Source organism: Paenibacillus sp. FSL H7-0918 (genome assembly GCF_038007025.1).
GTDB classification, from domain to species: domain Bacteria; phylum Bacillota; class Bacilli; order Paenibacillales; family Paenibacillaceae; genus Paenibacillus_AQ; species Paenibacillus_AQ odorifer.
Genome location: NZ_JBBOWJ010000001.1, coordinates 1788159 through 1811163 on the forward strand (window position 1 = coordinate 1788159; position 23005 = coordinate 1811163).

Genomic DNA, 23005 nt, shown 5'->3' on the forward strand with positions numbered 1-23005 from the left:
TCATCACTCCTTTAACGTTAACTGTGTCACAAAAATAATTATTAAATTAATACTGCCTGCTTCTCCCACGCAACTATGCGATGAGGATCTACCAATGCCCCCGAGTTCTGTTTTCCCCAGACTGAAATCCCAACCTCTGCTTCAACTGCTTCTACTGTTGTAAACATAAATTCAAATGCGTCCAAGTCGGCAAAATAGTTCTTAGTTAAAACTTGATTAGGTGCTAGATTTACTGTTTCATTCACATACATCGTTCTTGATCCGTTAAGAAGGAAACCTTGAATAACTAGATTATAAGGATTAAGAGAATCCCGATTAACTACTTTTACGGTTACCAGTTGCGACGGTCTGACCCCTAGGATTGGGCTGTTATCTATAGGTCCAGTAGAAAAGATAGCCATGTTTTATTCACTCCTCCCTTCCACTACAAATTGAAAGATTAGTGGCTCCGTATAGTAATATTCCTTGGCTTGAGTTAGCGTGTGGACTGTTGTGCAAAGGAACAGCTGGTCCTATAACAAGACAGCCTTCTTTTTCCAAATTTATAATCTACTAATCTGATAAGCTAACAACAAAGAGCAACCAAGATTGTTAAGAAGCTAACCACTATTGCTTTTTATGAAATATTAGGTATACTGGTAAAAATTAATTAAGCATCGATGAGCGGGAGAGTAATTAACGAGATCTAGTCCTCAGCGAGCCGGGAGAGTGTAAGCCGGTACAGATCCCTTTAATGAAGCGCACCCGTGAGATGGACTTCTGAACCTTAGTAGGAAGTCCCGGCTGAAGGCCGTTATCCCGTAAGGTGGCTGAACAACTTGTTCAGCAACGAGAGTGGTACCGCGAGCGCTAAAGCCCTCGTCTCTTTTGAGACGAGGGCTTTTTTGTATTTTCAAAGGAGGGTATACCATGTTAAATCAAATCATCAAAGACGGAATCGAGCACAGTGTACAACGTGTATTCAATACCTTAGGAGCTGACTATCCAGAGGACATTGCCATTCTGATCGAACAGCCAGCAAATCTAGAACATGGTGATTATTCATGCAATATCGCTATGCAGCTAGCCAAAACTCTACGTAAATCCCCAATGGTCATAGCAGAATTAGTGAAAGCAGAGCTTCAATTCCAAGGGCGCTTCGCCGGTCTTTTACAAAAAGTTGAAGTCGCTGCTCCCGGATTTATCAATTTGTATATGAATTGGCAAAGCTGGGCTGAACATTCCTTTGAACTGCCTGCCAGCACTGGGGAAAAAGTCATCATCGAGCACACTTCTATCAACCCCAACAAAGCCGCTCACGTAGGTCATCTAAGAAACGCCTGTATCGGCGATACTCTAGTCAGAATTATGAAAAGAACTGGGTATAACGTAGAGGTCCATAACTACATTGATGATCTCGGCAATCAGCTGGCGGATACAGTTGTTGGATTATTAAATATATCTTTAGAAGGGGAACACCAACGTTTCGGTGATTTTTGCTGGGATCTTTATGCCAAAGTGAACAAAGAATATGCGCTGAACCCTGAGATGACACATAAGCGCACAGATATACTGCACTCCCTTGAACAAGGGGGCGGTAACGAAGCCTGGCTGGGCAACCTTGTAGCTGAACGCATCGTTAGAGAGCATGTAGAGGAAATGAAACATTTTGGAATTTATTATGATTTGCTGGTATGGGAGAGCAGTATTTTAAAAGAGGGATTTTGGGCAGCCGCAGCTGAGCTGCTGAAGCAGACAGCCGTTTTTGTACAAGAGACTGAAGGTAAACTCGCAGGCTGCTGGGTGCTGAAGCAAGGAACAGAGGCTAACATTGGAGCGGATTCAGAGGAGCATCAGCTCGATAAGGTGCTGGTGCGTTCGAATGGGATTTTAACGTATACAGCCAAAGATATTGCCTATCATCTCTGGAAATTTGGTCTTTTGACCAAAGATTTCTCCTATAGCGAATTCTCGTCCGGTTTATGGACAACTGGATTAACTGGAACCCAAGAATCTTATGGGCAGGCGGACAGAGTCATCAATGTGATCGATTACAGACAGGAATATCCACAACAGATGGTTAAGCAAGCCTTAGGGGTACTAGGTTATAACGAGCAAGCAGACAAACTCCATCATGTGAGCTATGGTGTTGTATCTCTTAGTCCCGCTTCGGCGGCCGAGCTGGGTATAGATATTTCAGAAGGCAAATCTTCTTATGCTATGTCCGGACGTCAGGGAATCGGGATTAAGGTAAGCGATCTGGTGGAGCTTATGGAACAGAACATTGAGCACTCACGTTCCGATAAAGACGGCCTCTCCAGCCGATTGATTGCCACTGCTGCGATTCGCTACTATCTGCTGCGGTTTAATTTAGGAACGGAAATCGTGTTTGATTTCAAACAGGCTACCGAAATATCCGGCAATACCGGAGTTTATCTGATGTATACTTTTGCGCGTGCGACAAGCGTTTTGAGTAAAGCTACGATCCCAATCCTTACAGCTGCCGCACAGCTTCAGTTCCCTTCCGAATTGGAAAAAGCAGAGCTTGCGCTGCTAAGACAGCTAAGCCTCTGGCCCGAGATATTACATTCAGCAAGTATAGAGTTAACGCCAAATACGCTCTGCACTTACGCACATACCTTAGCTACACTGTTCAACAACTTCTATTCTGCATGTCCGATTCTAAAAGGCGATCCAGCTACGATCGAATTCCGCCTCTGGCTCACTTCAAGATTCAAAGACATCTTGGGAGATGTGCTCGAAGTGCTTGGGTTACCGACACCGAGCCGAATGTAAAAAACACAAAAAAGGCAATCTCCGCGCTTAACGCGGAGATTGCCCTTCTATATATATGTTACTTATAAATCTCTATCACATTTCCAGCTTCCGTGCTGAGACGATCAAAGTCCGCACGTTTGATGCGAACACCACCACTACGATAGCGGTTAGGTGTACCTTCTGTTTGCACTTCCGTACCGTTGATAGTAATTTGACTAATCTCACGACCTGTAAGGTGATAGATAAAGTCTACCTTAGTGCCTGCATATTCAAAACTAAAGTGCATTCCATCCAGCGAGTCCGGCAGAATAGGGTCAACAATTAAGTCTCCACCTTCCGTACGGATCCCCAGTGCATTCGAGATTAACTGGTTCATATAGATCCCAGGACCGCTGGAATAGATTCTCCAGCCACCTTTAACAGCTACGTCACCATTGCGCAGTTTATCGAAATTCTCCTGTGCCTCATAACGGGTGTTAAATTTACCATCCGAGCTACTGAAATAGGAGTTAGCTTGACGTAGTTCAGCGTTTGGCACCACATCGCGGATTCCGATCGGATTAATCGCTGCCAGACCCTTCCAGACCTGATCGGTTTTACCGAGCTTGGCCATAGCCTCTACATAACGGATATGTGCATGCACATACTGAAGTCCAATTTCCCGGCCAAAGTTAGCCGCTTGCTCCGCACGTTTGAAATGAGTGCTGACCCCGCCAACATATTGAGCTGGACGATTCATCAGACGCACACCGTCAGGGCAGAATAGTTTATCCTGAATGACATCATAGTGTGCTTCGGCCTGTTCCGGAGTAAGCAGCTCACTGATCATACTGCGCGTCATAGGCAGCAGACGGTACTGAATACCTGTTTCTGTGTCACTTGGGTGCACCATAAGCTTAATCTGCTCAGGGTCCTCCATATACAGGAAGCCAGGAATCACTTCGGATTGAAGCATATGAGTATGGAAATCCTTACGGATTCCTTCCACCATCGCCTTCAGTTCCTCTGCCTCAGCTTGATCAACTGAACGAAGCACCTCTGAGAACTGATTAAGTGTCTGATAGGTAAGTGCCACTGTCCAACTGCTGACCATATACTGCTTCAGCTGTGGATTTGCAGGCTGGAGCGTATCATCCCAGTCTCCATCACCGTAAGAAGACAGATGTGTGTCATGCAGGAAATGATCCTTAATATAAGCAATTTCCTTCCGTGCGTGATCCAGCAACGTCGCCTTTTCTTCTGTAAAGTCAAAGCTGTGCTTACGGGTATACGGTACTGTTGCTCCCAAGATGCTGTAATCCTGAGTTACTGCCAAGTAGTCTCCAAGCACCTTAAGCGGCCATACAATAATATCTCCATGACTTTCTTCTTGTTGTATCTTCGTGTATTTATCAAACATGAACCACTGTGGCCAGTTGCCATCATCTTCATATTGATGACTATACAGCGTCAGCAAAATTTCACGAACCTGTTCGTATTTTTGCGTAGCCATGAAATATTCCACAGGTCCCTGACATACATCCCGGGTTCCCCAAGCAGCGCCACCATATTGCTCTAAACCATGTGGAACCGAATAGTGAACCAGCATGTTATGTGTGTACCACCAAGTCAGAGCGTTAACCTTAAACAGTTCACCTTCTGTTCCGTCCCCAAGCGTCAGGCGGAAGCCATTCATCACACCAGCATAAAACGCGCGATAAGCAGAAATCTCTTCCTCAGCTGAACGATTTCTTGGAGCAAGTGACTTACCATCCAGAAGGCCTTGAATATTCAAGGTCCATTCACTGCTGGCAGACAGCTCCAGTACTGCTAACGGTGCTTCAGTTGGTTGAACCGGAGAGACAAGTCTACCTTCATCCTGCAGAGTTAACTCCGCACCCTGTACCTGTAATTTATACTGTAAGTCGGGATATTCACCAGCACTTAGTGCGCTTCTGTCAGCGGAGAAGATTACTGCTCCACCTTCTTGCTTAGATTGATATGGAAGCTCGTATTCATTAACGTTCATGGTGATTTGATTAGTGACTAAATAACGATAAGCTCGTCCGCTTTCCGAACGCACATTCAGGAATATCTCCGGCGAATCTTCGGTGGTGTAGTTCGTAATAATGAAGCATTCACCATCTGTTCTGTAATACCAACGAGCATAGTTGAAACCAACCTCAAATAGAGAAGGCATGGTCAGCAAACGATATTCACCGTTCCACTCTACATAAATGCGTTGTCCTGAAGCTTTTGGAATGTTAAGCGCATTTCTTGGATTGGACATTAGCTTGTTGAAATTGGTATTTCCAATTACCACTTGGGAGTTAAAGATCCCGTACATATAAGAAGTTGTTGTGATGACCTTATCATTAAGTCGAGCGTTATCCCCACTCATCAGGATATGGCCGTGTGGCCGTTCTACGCGCATTTCTTTCTCTTTTAATACTACGTGCTCATAATTCTCCGTGAAAAAGGAAAGTAGTGTGTCTCCTTCTCTCTCCTCCTGATAACGAATCGGAAACAAGACCTCGATCTCTTTCTCTGTCAGCGAATCTGCAGCCAGCGGTGCTCCCAGCTCCTTCGAGAAGAAAGAACGTTCAAGTGCTGCTTCAGCTTCTAAAGGTAAATCTTTAACAGCATCCCAAGCCGCAGCAATATCATTAGCAAATTCTAGCGCAGTGATCGCTTCTGGATGATCTTGCTTAAACAATCCGTAGAACACAAACCGTGTTTCCCCGCTCAGCTTCACCCGTTCCGATTGCAGCGCAGTATATGCGAATTCATATTGATAGATCTCATTACTTAATTGCTCACGACCCAAGCTCTCTGGTTGGTTGGTTTCTTTATAGGACAGTCCAAAGAATTGAAAACCGTCTGTTGAGAAGCTTGTTGCCTTGGTAAGTGAACCCTGTTGCAGATATGGGAATTTCCCGCCCTGCGGCTGATTCTGTCTAGAGCAAACAACGTACCCGTTGGATTGATCCTCAAATACCGCATGATCGATATACTGTGACAGGTAAGCTTCATTACTGCGGACAGCGGCGATATCAGCAATCCCTACATCCTGTCCGTACACGAGATCTACCTCTGCATTTTGTCCAGTAAGCTTCACATCCCAGAACCAAGCTCCTCCTGCAGTAGGGGTGAAAATAACTTGATATTCAATATTTTCCGCAGTACCTTCCCAAACCAAACGGTTTCCAGCCTTACGTACAGTGCTTGAAGAATGAATGCCCAGCAAAGGAATGGCTTGAATGTTTCCATCATTGTGCACTCGCAAATATAGATTGGATAATGAACCATCCACAATGCTTGGCAGCAATTGATTGATCATTGTCCGTTCGTGGAGGACTTGGAACAAGTCCCCGCTGTTTGTAAAAGTGAAGGATAGATCCCCGGCGTTTAAACGGATGTTAGTATTCAAATTAGTAGTCATATTATACACTTCCTCCATTACGGCGTTACTGCCGTATATATTCTACTTATGCTAATGTTAAGCAAAAATCCCGTTCTTTAACCTCATTGCTGTTCGAACCGACGAATAATTTAAATCGTCCCGGATCGCTGCTAAAGCTTAGATCGCTATGATAGTAACGAAGCTGCTGTTCGGTAAGTGTAAAGGTCACTTCACGACTTTCCCCTGGTGAGAGGTTGATTTTGGCAAAATCCTTCAGTTCCTTCATCGGTCTGACGACCTCTCCGGAAATGTCTCGGATATACAGCTGCACTACCTCTTCCCCATCTACTTCTCCAGTATTGGTCACCGTAACTTTTATTTCAATAGGCTGATTTTCAGTCATAATTTCACCGGACAGAATTGGTTCACTATAGCTAAATGACGTATAGCTCAGTCCAAAACCAAATGGCAAAAGCGGCTCATTAGGAATATCCAGGTATTGCGAGACATAACGTTTGTCGGCACCCGGAGCATGAAGTGGGCGTCCAGTGTTGAAATGATTGTAATAGACTGGAATCTGCCCAACGGATACCGGGAAAGACATCGTTAATCTTCCTGAAGGATTCTCATCTCCATAAAGTAGACTGGCAATTGCCGCTCCGCCTTCACTGCCCGGGAACCAAGCTTCCAGAATGGCATCTGCATGCTCGTACACACCGGCCAAGTCTAGTGGACGTCCATTAAACAACACCACCACGATAGGCTTATTCAGCTGTTTCAGACGTTGTAAAAGCTCAAGCTGCGCTTCCGGCAAACGGATATCTGAACGGCTGCCCGCTTCTCCACTCATCTCTGAATGTTCACCAAGCGCCAGTACAATCACATCAGCTTGCTTAGCAGCCGCTTCCGCCTCCAGCCACTGTTCCTCTGTAAAGCTATCGACTCCAGAACCTTCTGCAACAGTAATCTTACCCGCACCTGCGCGAGCTTGAAGTGCTGGTGCAAGACGGCTTGCCTCTTCCGTTGAACCCAACCACGACCACGGTCCAAGAATATCTCCGCTAGTAGCAAACGGTCCAATTAGCGCAATCCGTTGCTCTGCAGCAAGCGGCAGAACCTGATCATTCTTGAGCAGTACGCAGGATTTAGCCGCCAACTCACGCGCCGCATTTCGATGATCTTCACAGAAGATTACCTCACGCTCTTTCTCGACGTCAGCTCCGCGGAACGGATGCTCGAACAAGCCCAATCTTTGCTTCAATTTCAAAATACGAAGCACAGCTTCATCAATAATCTTCTCATCTACTTGTCCATCTGCAACAAGTGCCGGAAGCTGATGAACGTAACAAGCCGTCATCATCTCGATGTCTACACCAGCTTTGATGGCTTTAAGTGCTGCCTCAGCCTCATCCTCGGCGACACCATGTGGGATCAGTTCCTTCACTGCACCCCAATCCGAAATCAATACGCCATCAAACCCCCATTCCTCACGAAGCAGCTGGCGAAGCAGCTTGACGTTGCCGCTTATCGGAATCCCATCAATCGTATTAAATGAAGTCATGACCATTTCTGCACCTTCATCCAGTGCTGCACGATAGGCCGGCAGATAATATTCACGCAGCTGCCGTTCCGATAAATCCACCGTATTATAATCACGACCGCCTTCGGATAGACCATAGGCAGCAAAGTGCTTAATACAAGCCGCCAGACGATCCACATCACCAGTCAAGTCGCTTCCTTGAAATCCGCGCACAAACGCACGGGCAAACCTACCATTCAAATATGGATCTTCTCCTGTAGATTCCATTACTCTTCCCCAACGTGGGTCCCGTACAAGATCCGCCATTGGCGCATAAGTAACGTGCACACCGGAGACTGCCGCTTCTTTAGCCGCAATCTCGGCGCTCAGCTCTGCGCGATCCATATCCCAAGAGCAGCCAATTGCCAGCGGGACCGGAAAAATCGTCTTGAAGCCATGCACAATATCCGCCATCATCAGCAAGGGAATGCCCAATCTATTTTTGCGTAAATGGGCTTCCTGAACCGCGATGACTTGCGCTGCACCTGATAGACCAAGTACAGAGCCGCTGCTCTCGATCATGTGGTCCGTAATTCCCATGGATGCCATAGGGCCAGTGATTTGTCCTCCATCCTCTGCCCCTTCATAGAAATTAGCGGCTAGCTGCTGCAATTGTGCAATCTTTTCTTCAAGCGTCATCTGGTTCAACAAGGTAGTCAGTTGCTGCTCATTCATTTCAAATCCTCCATTGTTCAATTCTGCCGATGCCTATGAATGGAAAAACCCGTGTGCAAGAATTGCACGCGGGTCCTGTAGGTTCATTCCTACATGCATAGGGCGAAAGCTATTTTTTTAGATTGTTTAGTTCATCTAGAACCGGCTGAACGAGGGATTGTTTGCTCTTAACCCATTCTTTCCAGTTCGCCTCTAGATCGCCTGGTTTCAAAATCAGGTTAGTGTATTCTGTAGCATAGTCAAAGGAAGCCTGATTTTTAGCCTTGGAATCATACAACTGGTAGTCCCAGTCATATTCAGCCGTTGCTTTGTCTTTTAACGCAAGCTCAGCTTTTTCCTTGAACAGTTCTACAGAACGATCGCGATATTCTTTTTTGATCGCAGGGTTCACGACACTAAAGTCATCCGCCAAGACATACAGTCCTTCAAAACGGTTCGGATATTTCTTATCCAATGTTGTTCCTTCAGGGAGTAGGCTGATTAATTCGCCATTTTCGCCTTTTTTCCAGTCTGTTCCTTCAAAGCCCAAGTTAACAGTCAATTGACCTTCTTTACTTGTTGTATATTCCATGAAGTCCATAATCCGTTCAAATTTCTCTTTGCTAATATCTGGCGAGAAGATTACAGCAGACCAGAAGTTAACTTGATCAAGGTTACGATATTTACCGTCATCGCCAAGTACAATAGCTGTGTGTACTAGGTCATCACTATTTACACCTAGGTTATCTTTCATTTTAACGTCCATGTCTTTTCTGTAAGAAGCCAAACCACCTAGACTCGTAATACCGGAAACACCGTTAACTGTGAACTTTTGGCCAGATTCACCATTTTTCCAAGTATAAAACTCAGGGTGCAGTAATCCTTCTTTATAAGTAGTTTGAAGTTCTTTCAGTGCCGCTAACGTTTCATCGTTGGCTGGACCCCATTGGTATTTGCCATCTGCATCTTTATAGAATGCTGACTCTACTCTGGAATGCACGCTATTAGCCATTACAATATTAGTCAAAGCATCGTTGATGTCATAAGAAATAGGAATGAGTTTATCTCCTACCTTGCCAGGGTCTTTCTCTTTAAGCAATCTAGCAAATTCCATCAGTTCTGTAGTAGTGTAAGCATCCTTCAATTCAAAACCAACGGCTTTAGCCCAGTCAGAACGCAGAGCAATTACTCCGATTTGGTTAATGAGCGGATCTGCCGGCTTGTTCTCAAAGTATACCGGTCTTGGCAGAACATAAGTGCCACCTACCGCTTTCTCCAATTCATCGCCAAGTCCTGTCAGCTTATAAGCGGCTGCCACATTCGGCCAGCGTTCTTTCCAGTCATCTGGCAGCTTGTACAGCAGCCCTTGATCAATGTAATTAAGCGCATCACCGTGAACATAGTTCCAGCTTGCTACGTCAGGAAGATCACCAGAGTTAATCCATAGGCGAAGCTTCTCAGCCCATGAATCCCATTCAATATAGTTGTAATCCCATTTAATATTGAACTTATCCGTAAAATATTTATGATACACGTTATCAAAATCAGATTCTGTTGTCTTAATGGTACTGGCTAACGAAATCTTCAACTCATCTTTATATCCATCTGTTGGATTGCCTGAATTTCCGCTATTAGCATTGTTGTCTGAGCTTGAGCATGCTGCCAACATGATTGGAGTAAGACATAAAACACCGGCAAGGATTGACTTTACAGATTTTCTTTTTAAAATATTCATTTTGTCCTCCTTAAATTGTGTGACTGACCCTCTTTTATATGGATAAATCATAAACCACTAGGTCTTGATAGCCCCTGTAAGTACCCCTTTGGCAAAGTGCTTTTGGAGCATTGGGAAGAAACACATAATAGGAACCATGGTAACGAATACTGCCGCCATTTTCATACCCATGGAGAATGATTGTTTACCCACTGCGTCAACACTTGTGGCATTCGATGCATTCACTTGGGCTTCCATAATGATAGATCGCAACACGTTCTGCAGTGGCATCTGATCCGCTTTCCGCAGGAAGATCATGGCGTCATACCATCCATTCCAGAAGGCTACTCCGTAGAACAATGTGATGGTAGCTACGATTGGAGCAGATAATGGCAGGACTACAGAGAATAGGATTCTCCATTCCCCAGCACCATCAAGTCGCGCAGATTCCATCAGGGACTCAGGCAGACTGCTAAAATAGTTCGACATCAGAATCAGGTTAAACGCACTGAAGCTTCCAGCCAGAATAACTGACCAAAGGTTGCCTGTCAGATGCAGATCCTTCATCACCAGGTACAAAGGTACAATCCCGCCATTAAAAATCATTGTGAACAGGACAAGCATAAAAATCAGCTTTTTACCCGGGAATTTATTGCGGCTAAGGCCGTAAGCCATACTTGTCGTTAAGAACAAGCTAAGCGGGAGTCCTAAGATTAAGATCTTAAAGGTATTCCAATACCCTGTCCCGATCCGCCCATCAGCAAAGAGTGCCCGATAGGATTCCAGTGTTGGGTTCTTCGGAAATAACATCATAGGGTTATCAGCGTATTCTTTTTGCGTAGAAAAAGAAATCATAATGACATTCCAGAATGGAATAAGAATGGCCAAAGCGCCTACACTCAGAATTACGAAAATCACATAATCCATAGCGGTCATTTTTTTATGGTCTTGCATAATGGTCAGCTTTTTTTTACTCATACATTTGCACTCCTTTCTTACCGGAATAAACCGTCTCCGCCCATAAGTTTGGCAGCTCTGTCTGCCAGAATCAGCAGAATCATATTAACAAGTGAACGGAACAAACTGACTGCAGTGGAGAATGAAAAGTCTGTTGAAGACTGGAACGTGATTCGGTAGATATACACATCTAGTACTTCCGAGACGTTTTTCGTTGCAGCGTTGCTCAAGTTAAAGATTTGGTCAAATCCAGATGACATCAGGCCACCGACAGAAAGGATAAACATAATCGTAATCGTCGGAAGAATGTTAGGCAGAGTAATGCGGAACATTTGCTGCAAGCGTGTAGCACCATCAATCTGTGCGGATTCATATTGGTCTGTATCAATACCAGAGATAGCGGCCATAAAGATAATGGCTCCCCAACCTGCTGATTTCCAGATATCCGTAAGATACAACATCGGAACGAACATTTTTTCAGAACCCAGGAAGTTAATGCCTGTCCCGCCAAACATTTGAATGAGGCTGTTGACCAGACCATCATAGGAAAGCACATTGATAACAACCCCGGATACTACGATCCATGACAGGAAGTTCGGAAATGTGAACACCGTCTGTAAAGCTTTTTTGTAACGATTCATGCGCAGTTCATTCAGCAGCAATGCCAATATGATTGGAAAAGGGAACTGAATAATCAGCTTACCGATGTTAATGGTTAACGTTCTCCATACGGCGTCAATAAAAGCCGGGTCACGGAACACATAGGTGAAATTCTCGAATCCGCTCCATGGGCTGCCCCAAATTCCTAAATTCGCTTTAAAATCTTTAAAAGCCAGAGATAGACCACCCATCGGCAGATAAGCGAATAGGAAAAGCCACACTAGTCCAGGAAGCACCAGAGTATAGACCATTCTGTTCTTCCAGACTTCTCTTAGGAACAGTTGGAATCTGCTGTCGTTCATTTTTTTAGCCGGTATTGCAACTTCGGATTTCAATTTGCATCTCCTCACTCTGCTTATGTCTTTTAGTTGTACAAGAAATCAAAGGTTGTCTTCAGATGTTCCTCCCAGAATCGCCATTCATGAGTTCCAGGGGTCTCAACATACTGAAATTCATAAGGGGTCGTCTCCAGGTAAGCTGCGAATTCCCGATTCATCTCCACAAACGGATCTTCCGAACCACAGCAAGTCAGAATCGAAGGCAGATTACGTTTATCGTCGACCAATTTAGCGGCTAAAGCGTACAGATCCTGATCCGGTTTAATTTGTAAGCGTTTTCCAAAAGTACCCGCCATCTCCCTCGCCATGTCCTTGGACATTTGCGGATCGTTTAATCGTTTCTGGAGATCGGTAACTCCTGATAACGAAACCACTTTGCTGTAACGCTCGGGATAGGTAAGTGCACATTTCAGAGCGCCATACCCGCCCATCGATAAACCAGCGATATACGTCTTCTGCGGATTATCATCCAACCTCATCATTCGGCCACAAAGCTCGGGAAGCTCATGGGTCACATAGTGGAAGTAATCCAGTCCGTACTCCATGTCTGTATAATAGCTCCTGTTTACTTGGGGCATTATGACTGTACAACCATATTGACTTGCATACTGCTCAATAGTAGTCATCCTGTGCCATGTACTGGCGTTATCACCAGCACCATGCAGCAGGTAGAGCGTTCCTCCAGACATGTTGCCTGAATCGACGGGGGAGATAATACTGATGGTCGTTGTCATTCTCAAGGTAGGAGAGCCTGTCTCAACTGTTAATAATGCCATGAGTTATCTCCTTTTCGTTCTTATTCATTTGTTTATTTTCTTGCAAGATCCCCGCTTAACCAGTACAGATTCGAATACCATATGTTTGTTTTGCGAATCACCTGTGATCAGGTCAAACAAAATTTCAACACTGGCCTTCGCCATATCCACTCCGGGTTGGCTGATCGTATCCAGAGATGGATGATAATATTCTGCCATTTCAATCCCGTCGAATCCGATAATCGAAACATCATTTGGAATTGATAAGCCCAAGGACAATAACGCCTTAGCCGCCCCAATGGCAATCGTATCTGATGCAGCAAAAACAGCAGTGATATCTTTTTTCTTATTGAGCAGACGTTTGGTAGCTGTAAAGCCTGAGCTTGGACTATATTCACAGTCCTCTACCATTGAAGGGTCGTACTCAATTCCATGCTCCTCAAGCGCCTTGATATAACCCATAAGCCGCCGGTTACCTGTTGTATTTTGCACCAGAGGAAATCTGGCCAAAAAACAGATATTGCGATGTCCTAATGAGATTAAATAGCTGACAGCCTTATAAGATTCCTGAAGATCATCAATGATCACGCTTGAAAAAACAGCAGGATCGACTTCTTTTGTAGTCGTGATGGTAGTCAGAACAAATGGAATTTTTAATTGTTTGAATTTATCTTCGGAATGATCATACGTTCCGCCCATAAAAATTACGCCATATAGATTTTTTTCTTTTACAAGCTGTAGAGCGATATCGATCTCGTCTACTCCATCTTCTACATGCTGGATCATTAGCGGACATCCCCGTAGGTTCACCTGACGTTCAACTTCTTTGATCATGTCGGCAAAAAACGGGTTTGAGATCCCTTTTACCATTAGCGCTATGGTATTGGATCGCGTTTTTTTCAAGTTGCTCGCATTACCGTTTGGAATATAGTTATGTTCTCTAACAACCGCCATCACTTTAGCTCTAGTTGTATCGCTTACAACACCGCTATTATTGATTACTCTGGAGACTGTGGCGATACCCACGCCTGATAGCCTTGCAATATCTTTGATATTCATATTTACCTTGCTCCACTCCTATGATGAGTCCCCCCTTCACCCGATGAAAATCAGGTTGTGGAAACGCATGAAATGATGGGAAACGTTTCCCACGACATCATTTTGAGTCCTTAGCGCGTTTTTTTCGCTTACTTCGTCCATTATGAACAGGTAATTTTTATAAGTCAACTAAAAAGGCAAAAAAAATTGTGATTCATCACTTTTTATTTGGTTAAAATTACAATAAGTCTATAGTTATTCAATCTACAAATTAGAAATAATTGGTATTTATATATCAAACAATAGTTTTCCTTGTTTTATTGACTTTAAAATAAGAATGGAATACCATCAATTTAGCGATTTTTATCGCAATAACAGAAAACGTTTCCACTCATTTTTCTAGTTTTTCTTTTTGTCACTTCGCTATCCTAGCTAGGAATATCAAGAGAAAGAAGGACTCTTTTTATGTTGAACATGGCTCCATTCGCAGCTAAGGCTCGTGAACGAAACCTGAATATTTTCAATGTTCGTGTGCTTCAAAACGGAAACCTTGTGGGAAAACTGGATCTCACGGAGGATATTCGGCGCTTGCAGCATTCCGTCAGCAAGTCTTTTACTTGTATGGCAGTAGGTTTTGCCATTGATGAAGGGAAGCTGACACTGGAAACAACGCTTAAAGATGTTTTTCCGGAGTATGCCTCTCCTCTTAAACCAACACCTCCATCCATGCAGCCCGGGGATATAACTTTGTTCGATTTGCTGCGAATGAGTACAGGGCACGACTCCCCTCCATTTTGGGCTGAAGAGAGATTAGCCTTGAAGGATAAAAATTGGGTGCAGCATTATTTGGCTCTGACTTTAGACAGAGCTCCCGGAGAGAAATTTACATACAGCAGCGGAGATACCATTATGATCTCTGCAATGGTGCAAGCCCGCGTCGGGCAAACCGTAAAGGATTATCTGGTACCTCGTTTGTTTGCACCTCTGGGCATAAACAATGTCGATTGGGAAACAACACCTCAAGGGGTAACCCTTGGCTGTGCCGGACTTCAGATTAACACGGAAGAGTTAAGCCGGTTTGGACAGCTGCTTTTACAGCAAGGAAAGTGGCAGGGCCAGCAACTAATTCCCGCAGCATGGATCGATTTTGTTACACAAAAACAGATCGATAATGATGGAAACGGCGACTGGGGAGAAGGATACGGCTGTCAATTCTGGCTCTGCTCCCACGACGCTTACCGTGCCGATGGCGCTCATGGACAATTCTGTCTTGTGGTGCCGGACGCTCAAGCAGTCATTGCAATTAACAGCATGGAAGATAACATGCAGGGAATCCTGGATACCGTCTGGGAGGAAATCTGGCCGCTTCTTTAGGAGCGGTCTTTTTTTATGGCTTGAGGTTAGCGTGCGCATAATGGGTAATTTACATTCTTCGGCGATTAGTACTTAACACCGCCAAGTAACCAGCGCTGTCTCAGGCTGAGGAGGCTTGCGGACTCAGATGACGTTATTTACTCTTTTATCGCCTTTTGAGCAACGTTTCGGACTCCAGTGCAGCTATTCCTGAGAAAGCGACTCATTTGGGGCACGTTTGGCACCAATAGCGACGATGGAGTCCGATAAAATCGCAAATCCCGCACTTTTCAGCATTTAAGGTCCTCTGGGTCCGATAGCTGCTGCATATGTGCAAATGTGGGCTAGATGATGGAAGTTTGATGTTCAACGATGATAAGTAACTAAACACGCCCAAGCGTTCACACCAATAAATGCTCAAACCGTAAGTCCCCACCGCCTACAAATAGCTCAACCCACCAAGTAACCAGCAATACTTAGACTGAGGAGGCTTGCGGACTCAGATGACGTTATTTTCTCTTTTATCGCCTTACGAGCAACGTTTCGGACTCCAGCGCAGCTATTGCTGAGAAAGTGGCTCATTTGGGGCACGTTTGGCATCAATAGTGACGATGGAGTCCGATAACATCGCAAATTCCGCACTTTTCAGCATTTAAGGTCATCTGGGTCCGATAGTTGCTGCGTATGTACAAAATATAAGTAACTCATCACACCAAGTAACCAGCACTTTCTGAGACTGAGGAGGCACGCGGACTCAGATGACGTTATTTACTCTTTTATCGCCTTTTGAACAACGTTTCGGACTCCAGTGCAGCTATTGCTGAGAAAGTAGCTCATCTGGGGCACGTTTGGCATCAATAGTGACGATGGAGTCCGATGACATCGCAAATTCCGCACTTTTCAGCATTTAAGGTCATCTGGGTCCGATAGTTGCTGCGTATGTACAAAATATAAGTAACTCATCACACCAAGTAACCAGCACTTTCTGAGACTGAGGAGGCACGCGGACTCAGATGACGTTATTTACTCTTTTATCGCCTTACGAGCAACGTTTCGGACTACAGTGCAGCTATTGCTGAGAAAGTAGCTCATTTGGGGCACGTTTGGCATCAATAGTGACGATGGAGTCCGATGACATCGCAAATGTGGCACTTTTCAGCATTTAAGGTCATCTGGGTCCGATAGTTGTTGCGTATGTACAAATGTAGGCTAAGATGCTGGAAGCTTGATGTTCAATGATGGTTAGTAGCTAAACACGCCCAAGCGTTCACACCAAGAAGTACTCAAACCGTAAGTCCCCACCGCCAAACATGCCATGCAGTCAACACCAATAGATGTACAACACCAAGTAACCAGCATTACTCAGACCGAGGAAGCTCGCGGACTCAGGTGACGTTATTTACTCTTTTATCGCCTTTTGAGCAACGTTTCGAACTCCACAGCAGCTATTCTTGAGAAAGTAGCTCATTTGGGGCACGTTTGGCATCAATAGTGACGATGGAGTCTGATAACATCGCAAATTCCGCATTTCTCAGCATTTAAGGTCATCTGGGTCCGATAGTTGCTGCGTATGTACAAATGCGGGCTAGATGCTGGAAGTTTAATGTTCAACGATGACTCGAATTTCGACGTTTAGATCAAGAAGGAAGACAAAGCACCCCGTGTGTGACCTCGAACTAAAACTCGCGCACGCAAAAACAGCCTTCCCGAAGGAAGGCTGTTAATTGACGTCCCGGAAGGGATTCGAACCCCTGACCGTGCGCTTAGAAGGCGCATGCTCTATCCAGCTGAGCTACCGGGACATATAAGAAATAAATACTATGTATTGACGCAACGATATTTATTATACCTTATTCAGCGGATTTTTCAAGTCAAAACAACTTAGAAAAATAATAAAAGTGTTTCCGGTGCAGCTTTTTCACACATCAGCGTAACCACAGGAAATGAAAAAAACGGCATTTCTGCCGTCCTTTTCAGCCATTCCAGTGTGCGTTTTACAAACCTTCGCTATTTACTCCAGCTTTCGAAAACGCTTCTCCAGCTGCTTTTTTAAATCCCCAAAAGTGAGTAATTCTCGTTGAAACTTGGAATGCTCATCTTCTGGCGACATGAAGTTACTGCCTGTAAATGCACTTGAGGTCACATCTTGAAAAGCGTCATGCATATTGTTATCAAACCAATCGGTGGAGGTATCAGCATCATTAGTCAGAATACGGACAATCTCATATCCTTCTTCACGCCGATCCTCAACGATATACACCAAAAGCGCAGGATCACTAACAGCACCCGGCAAAACACCCACTTCTGCACAAGGCGCACCATCGTACTCCATCATTCTGCGAATTTTGGCGTCTTTAATATAATACACCTGTCATCCTTCCCTCCTGGCAAATTCCCCTCTCCCCTAGTGTTCGGATAAGGACATACATTTTATGCCTTCCTTCGGCATATATCTGTATTACTTGGCAAAAAAGTAAGGACAACAATCGCACAAAAGAGAGGATGAACCATCATGTGCGGAATAACCGGATTTATCCAGTGGCGCGGAGATCTCACTCAGCACTCGCAGCTGCTGGTCAAAATGACTGAAACTTTAGCAAACCGCGGCCCCGATGCAGCCGGAACCTGGATCTCAGGCCCCTGTGCTTTCGGTCACCGCAGACTTAGCGTTATCGATCCGGAGAACGGTGCCCAGCCCATGATCACCCGCCATGAGGAACAGGTATACGCGATTGTTTACAACGGCGAATTATATAACGCCCTCGAACTCAAACAGGAACTTAAGCAGCGAGGGCATCAATTCCGCACCCAGTGCGATACAGAAGTGCTGCTGCATTCCTATATCGAATGGGGGCCGGATTGCGCAGAGAAGCTCAATGGAATCTTTGCTTTTGCAGTATGGGACGGTCTTCGGGACCAAGTCTTTTTTGCACGTGACCGTTTAGGTGTGAAACCCCTGTTCTATAGCAAGGTTGATGACGTCCTAGTTTTTGGCTCAGAGCCTAAGGCGTTGCTGCAGCATCCCAAGGTACAACCAATCGTGGGTCCTGAAGGTCTCGCAGAAATCTTCATCATCGGTCCAGCGCGTACACCGGGTCATGGTGTTTATAAGGATATGCAAGAGCTTCGTCCAGGTCATGCTATGATCTATAGCCGTGAAGGTCTGCGCAGTTATGCCTATTGGAAGCTGGAGAGCGCAAAGCATACTGACAATGAAGCAGAGACAGCCGCTAAGGTGCGTGAACTGCTCCAAGATACACTCGAACGCCAACTGGTCTCAGACGTCCCTGTTTGCTCTCTTTTGTCGGGAGGGCTGGATTCCAGTGCGCTGACGGCACTTGCAGTGGATTACTACAACCGGAATGGTCAGGGACAAGTGGATACTTATTCCGTAGACTATGTAGATAACGACAAACATTTCAAAAGTCATACTTTCCAGCCGGGAGCAGATGGGCCGTGGATTAAACGAATGGTCGATGAATTGAATACAAACCACCACTACATCTCGTTCGATACCCCGGAGCTTGTAGAAGCGCTGGATAATGCATTGTACACTAGGGATTTACCAGGGATGACCGATGTGGACTCTTCTTTGTACTTATTTTGCCGGGAGATTAAAAAGAACGCGACAGTAGCTATTTCCGGTGAAGCGGCGGATGAGATTTTTGGGGGATACCCTTGGTTCCACCGTGAGGAAATGCTCTCCTCAGGCACTTTTCCTTGGTCAGTTGCTCCGAAAATGCGTGCAAGTCTACTTTCCCCAGAAATTAACGAGTGGATTCGTCCACTGGAATATTTGGGTGACAGATATAGTGATGCGGTGGCTGAAGTTCCGAAATTGGATGGAGAAACAGGAAAACAAGCACAAATGCGCGTAATGTCCTATCTGAATATCACCCGCTTCATGCCTACTCTGCTAGACCGTAAAGACCGAATGAGCATGGGCGCAGGGCTAGAGGTACGTGTTCCTTATTGTGATCACCGACTCGTTCAATATGTATTTAATATTCCGTGGGAAATCAAGAATCTGGGGGGCCGTGAAAAAGGGATTTTGCGTAAATCTCTTGAAGGCATTCTTCCAGACGATGTGCTCTACCGCAAAAAAAGCCCTTACCCCAAAACTCATAATCCTGCCTATTTAAATGCGGTACGAACTCAGGTATTAAACATTCTGGATGACTCCACTTCACCCCTACTTCCGCTAATTGATGCTGCCAAAATCCGTGAGATCGCCGCTTCCCCGGAATCCTCAACCAATCTGCCTTGGTTCGGCCAGCTCATGTCCGGTCCTCAGCTGTTTGCTTACCTCGCCCAAGTGGATCTCTGGCTGCGTAAATATAACGTCTCCATCCAATAAGCGCGTAGAGAACTGAGGTAATCGACAAGCCAAACAGCAAGTCCCCGTATCCGGTGGCTTGCTGTTTGGCTTGTATTTGCAATGATTACTCTACGATCTTATCTGAACGATCTTTAAAAGTTAAAGTTGTCCGGGTCCGGGCCAAATCGATGGTCTTTGTTCAAGCCCTCGATAGCTTTGACATCCTCGTCACTAAGCGTAAAGTCAAAGAATCCGGCATTCTCCTTGATTCGATCCGCATGTACGGATTTAGGAATCGTAATGACACCTTGCTGCAAATCCCAGCGAAGTACAATTTGAGCAGGGGTCTTGCCATACTTCTCAGCCAACTCTTTTAAGAGCGGTAGATCAAGATTCCCCTGCATTAATGGACTCCATGCTTCAAGCTGAATACCCTGTTCATTGGCATATTTCAGCAGCTCGCGCTGAGTCAACAGCGGATGGAATTCCACCTGATTCACCACAGGCACCACTCCGGTATCCTCGATGATATCTTTCAGATGATGAACCTGAAAATTGCTCACGCCGATAGATTTGATGAGGCCTTCTTTTTGCAGATGAATTAAGGCCTTCCATGTCTCACGATATTTCCCTGCCACCGGCCAGTGTATGAGATACAGATCTAGATAGTCCAGACCCAGCTTGCGCCGGCTATCCTCGAACGCTTTTAGCGTAGATTCATAACCTTGATCAGGATTCCGTACTTTAGTTGTAATAAACAACTCATCCCGGGCCACTCCACAATCACGAATAGCTTGTCCTACGCCTTCTTCGTTATTGTATCCGGCTGCCGTATCAATACTGCGATATCCTAATTCCACTGCGGTTTTGACCGCATGAATAACCTCTTCGCCATCTTTAGTCTTATACACGCCAAGACCCAGCCACGGCATGGTCACCCCGTCATTTAAAGTAGGACCACCCGAGAACGGTGCATTCAATTCACTCATCGCTTAACCCTCCAAGCTTATTGTTATTTCGTTAAACATACTTAACCTATTTATCCACTTAAGAAGCAAACGCTACCATAAAAAGTATAGCAGATGGCTTCATCATTCCCCAAATCCTTATAAAAAAACGGAGGCGTAAGCGCCCCCGCTCTTCTTTATTTCTCAATTAGTTTGAAATCATCAAAATGGAATTCAGGAGAAACAATACAGGATACCAGCGTCGGCTCTTTGCCTAACGAGCGCGCGGCCTGCCATACTCCCGCTGGAACAACCACTTGTGGCTGCTGGCCTGCAGCAATATCGAGACCCAGAATAACTTCCTGCACATCCTCAGGCTTATCTCCATTACCTCCGAGACTTAGCACGATTGGACTACCGGAATGCCACAACCAAACTTCATCGGACAATACAGTATGCCAATCAGATTGTTCGCCTTCGTGAAGTAAAAAATAAATTGAAGATGCCGAATGACGTGATCCAGAATAGCTATCGCCTAACACTTCCTGCGAAATTTCAAATTCCGAATTCCAAAGTCTTTTGTACCAACCACCCTCAACGTGAGGCTGTAATCCAAGCAGTTCAACTAGCGGTGAAATTTCTTTTTGCGTCACAGTAGCTTCTCTCCTTCAAAGTTAGCATGAACAACAATAGCTTCTTATGCATAAGGTTGTTTTTGCTTTTTACTTTAACGGAATAAGCTCGAATTGTAAAATCTATTTACTGTCCTTGCTCGCTTTGAAGACTTCTGCAATCGCTCCAAGACTTCCCAGCGTTTCAACAGCGCTTGTTGGCAAGAACACTTTATTAGCAGGACCTTTGGCAATCTCAGCCAGAGCCTCGAAGGAACGATAAGCCAGAACATGCTCATCCAGACCTGCCGAACGAATTAGCTCAATGCGTGATTTTTCTGCTTCTGCCACGGCTTGAATCGCTTTAGCCTCACCGTGTGCTTCCAGCTCTTGCGCCTGGCGAGAACCCTCCGCTTGACGGATACGCGCTTCTTTATCGCCTTCTGCTTTTAGAATCTTACTTTGTTTATCCCCTTCAGCGCGTAGGATCATATCCTGCTTGGCAGCTTCCGCCTCCAAAACAATGGCACGTTTGCTCCGCTCTGCTTTCATCTGCTTATCCATCGCTTCCTGAATATCCAATGGCGGTTTGATATCGATAACTTCCACACGCTCGATCCGTACGCCCCACTTCTCAGTAGCTTCATCGAGAGCAAGACGGATATCCGTCGAAATCTTTTCCCGTCCAGACAAGGTCTCATCCAATTCCAGCTTACCGATGATTTGCCGCATTGTTGCCGTCGAAATGTTTCTTACCCCATACACATAATCAGAAATACCATAAGTAGCTTCCTCTGGTCCAACCACCTGGTAGAAAATAATCGTATCAATCTGCACCTGCACGTTATCCTTTGTAATTACCGTTTGTGGAGGTACATTCGCTTGTTGAATCCGTAAATCATGGTACGTGCGCACCTGATCAATTACAGGAATCAGAATGTTCAACCCCGGTGTCAGCAGACGATTAAATTTACCGAGCCTTTCCACTACGCCTACCCGTTGCTGTGGTACGATTTTGACTGTTAATGCCACAAAAACTACGACCACTACAATAATAATTGCGATAATTGCCCATTGCATTAGTTCATTTCCCCCCATCGTTCTACTTCGATAATCGTCGTGCCTCTTTTCACTACTCTTACAACCTCATCCTTGCCCAGATTCTGATCAGAGCTCGCGCTCCACGTATCTCCGCCTACCTTCACTTGCCCGTAACGTCCCTGCTCTATCGGCTCAACAACTACTCCTTGCCTACCGATGATTTCTGTACCTGTATCCTTGAACCCACGTGAATGGCGAAATCTTGAAACCAGTGGTTTCGAGAATATAGTCAGACCAAGTGCGACCAGTGATCCGAGGACCACCTGAAACAAAATGGCTTCGGGAACAATCAGCGACACCAAACCTGCGGCCAAAGCACCAATACTAAGCCACAATAAATAAAAAGTAAGCGTCATCATCTCAACAACGAACAGGACACCGGCTGCGATCAGCCAAAACACCCACACAACCATCGGTGAGCCCACCACCTTCCGTATGATACTACTATAACGAAAAGAAACATCGATGCGTTGCATAGTTCCATAAATAAATATTTCAGGCATGTATATGATTTATATTCATTACATCGGTGGTTATGTGTTTCTTCATGAGTTTCTTGATAAAAGGCGACTATACAAATCCAAAAGGGTTCACTTTTTGAAGAGTCACTATAAATTAGAAAATTCTCCCCCTATATCACCTGATTTTATCCCTAGCGCAATTGCAAGCTATGCTTGAGAATAAGAGTTACCATCACCCATTTATATCTAATTCATCCTAATTATCCAACTTCCAAACAACCTCCTCTATTCATTCAAACCATACACAGCATGTTACATCTTTTAAAATCCAAGAAACAGCAGCACACAAAAAGCATAAAAGAAAGCGCTTACTGATTGGG

Annotated in this window: 16 protein-coding genes, 1 tRNA gene and 1 other annotated feature; of the genes, 3 read left to right on the top strand and 14 right to left on the bottom strand. The window is 45.0% G+C overall.

Annotation, left to right across the window (positions count from 1 at the left end; genetic code table 11):
• Positions 1-41: 41 nt before the first annotated feature.
• A complete protein-coding gene (locus MHI15_RS08180; protein WP_341164316.1) occupies positions 42-401 on the bottom strand; it encodes a hypothetical protein in 360 nt (119 codons plus the stop codon).
• A gap of 249 nt (positions 402-650) precedes the next feature.
• Positions 651-869: a binding site (T-box leader), on the top strand.
• A gap of 40 nt (positions 870-909) precedes the next feature.
• Here MHI15_RS08180 and MHI15_RS08185 point away from each other — a divergent pair.
• Positions 910-2775 carry an arginine--tRNA ligase gene (locus tag MHI15_RS08185; protein WP_341164317.1) on the top strand — a complete coding sequence of 622 codons (1866 nt, stop codon included), beginning with the start codon at positions 910-912 and terminating at the stop codon, positions 2773-2775.
• Between the two features lie 58 nt (positions 2776-2833).
• Here the strand turns inward: MHI15_RS08185 and MHI15_RS08190 are convergent, their stop codons facing one another.
• The 7 genes from MHI15_RS08190 to MHI15_RS08220 all read right to left on the bottom strand — a co-directional run bounded on the left by MHI15_RS08190 (position 2834) and on the right by MHI15_RS08220 (position 13855).
• Positions 2834-6178, bottom strand: coding sequence for a GH36-type glycosyl hydrolase domain-containing protein (locus MHI15_RS08190; protein ID WP_341164318.1), 3345 nt, complete (start codon positions 6176-6178; stop codon positions 2834-2836).
• Between the two features lie 46 nt (positions 6179-6224).
• Complete coding sequence (bglX, locus tag MHI15_RS08195; protein ID WP_076129209.1) at positions 6225-8393, bottom strand: beta-glucosidase BglX; 2169 nt, start codon at positions 8391-8393, stop codon at positions 6225-6227.
• A 109-nt stretch (positions 8394-8502) separates the two neighbouring features.
• Positions 8503-10107 (bottom strand): extracellular solute-binding protein, encoded by a 1605-nt coding sequence (locus MHI15_RS08200; protein ID WP_076129208.1) that lies wholly within the window; start codon positions 10105-10107, stop codon positions 8503-8505.
• 57 nt (positions 10108-10164) lie between these two features.
• Positions 10165-11064, bottom strand: coding sequence for a carbohydrate ABC transporter permease (locus MHI15_RS08205; protein ID WP_036686985.1), 900 nt, complete (start codon positions 11062-11064; stop codon positions 10165-10167).
• Between the two features lie 17 nt (positions 11065-11081).
• Positions 11082-12005 (bottom strand): ABC transporter permease, encoded by a 924-nt coding sequence (locus MHI15_RS08210; RefSeq protein ID WP_036687012.1) that lies wholly within the window; start codon positions 12003-12005, stop codon positions 11082-11084.
• A 62-nt stretch (positions 12006-12067) separates the two neighbouring features.
• The gene (locus MHI15_RS08215) at positions 12068-12817 is read right to left on the bottom strand and encodes an alpha/beta hydrolase (RefSeq protein WP_076281898.1); all 750 of its coding nucleotides are present in this window, start codon (positions 12815-12817) and stop codon (positions 12068-12070) included.
• A 24-nt stretch (positions 12818-12841) separates the two neighbouring features.
• Positions 12842-13855, bottom strand: a complete 1014-nt coding sequence (locus MHI15_RS08220) for a LacI family DNA-binding transcriptional regulator (RefSeq protein ID WP_076142395.1) — start codon at positions 13853-13855, stop codon at positions 12842-12844.
• Positions 13856-14299: 444 nt separating this feature from the next.
• Here MHI15_RS08220 and MHI15_RS08225 point away from each other — a divergent pair, with 444 nt between their 5' ends.
• A complete protein-coding gene (locus MHI15_RS08225; protein ID WP_076305678.1) occupies positions 14300-15208 on the top strand; it encodes a serine hydrolase domain-containing protein in 909 nt (302 codons plus the stop codon).
• A 1707-nt stretch (positions 15209-16915) separates the two neighbouring features.
• On the opposite strand, the gene MHI15_RS08230 is transcribed toward MHI15_RS08225, so the two are convergent.
• Both MHI15_RS08230 and MHI15_RS08235 read right to left on the bottom strand, forming a co-directional pair.
• A tRNA-Arg gene (locus MHI15_RS08230) sits at positions 16916-16989 on the bottom strand.
• A 209-nt stretch (positions 16990-17198) separates the two neighbouring features.
• Positions 17199-17555, bottom strand: a complete 357-nt coding sequence (locus MHI15_RS08235; protein WP_036686975.1) for a hypothetical protein — start codon at positions 17553-17555, stop codon at positions 17199-17201.
• Between the two features lie 144 nt (positions 17556-17699).
• Between MHI15_RS08235 and asnB the strand changes: the two genes are divergently transcribed.
• Positions 17700-19544, top strand: coding sequence for an asparagine synthase (glutamine-hydrolyzing) (asnB, locus tag MHI15_RS08240; RefSeq protein WP_076129204.1), 1845 nt, complete (start codon positions 17700-17702; stop codon positions 19542-19544).
• 113 nt (positions 19545-19657) lie between these two features.
• Here the strand turns inward: asnB and MHI15_RS08245 are convergent, their stop codons facing one another.
• From MHI15_RS08245 to MHI15_RS08260, 4 genes are all read right to left on the bottom strand, one after another.
• Complete coding sequence (locus MHI15_RS08245; protein ID WP_036686969.1) at positions 19658-20494, bottom strand: aldo/keto reductase; 837 nt, start codon at positions 20492-20494, stop codon at positions 19658-19660.
• A gap of 155 nt (positions 20495-20649) precedes the next feature.
• Positions 20650-21105, bottom strand: coding sequence for a cupin domain-containing protein (locus tag MHI15_RS08250; RefSeq protein ID WP_036686965.1), 456 nt, complete (start codon positions 21103-21105; stop codon positions 20650-20652).
• A gap of 102 nt (positions 21106-21207) precedes the next feature.
• Positions 21208-22143, bottom strand: coding sequence for an SPFH domain-containing protein (locus tag MHI15_RS08255; protein ID WP_076129203.1), 936 nt, complete (start codon positions 22141-22143; stop codon positions 21208-21210).
• Positions 22143-22667, bottom strand: coding sequence for an NfeD family protein (locus tag MHI15_RS08260; protein ID WP_248549552.1), 525 nt, complete (start codon positions 22665-22667; stop codon positions 22143-22145). Before MHI15_RS08260 ends, MHI15_RS08255 begins: the two co-directional genes overlap by 1 nt.
• Positions 22668-23005: the final 338 nt, after the last annotated feature.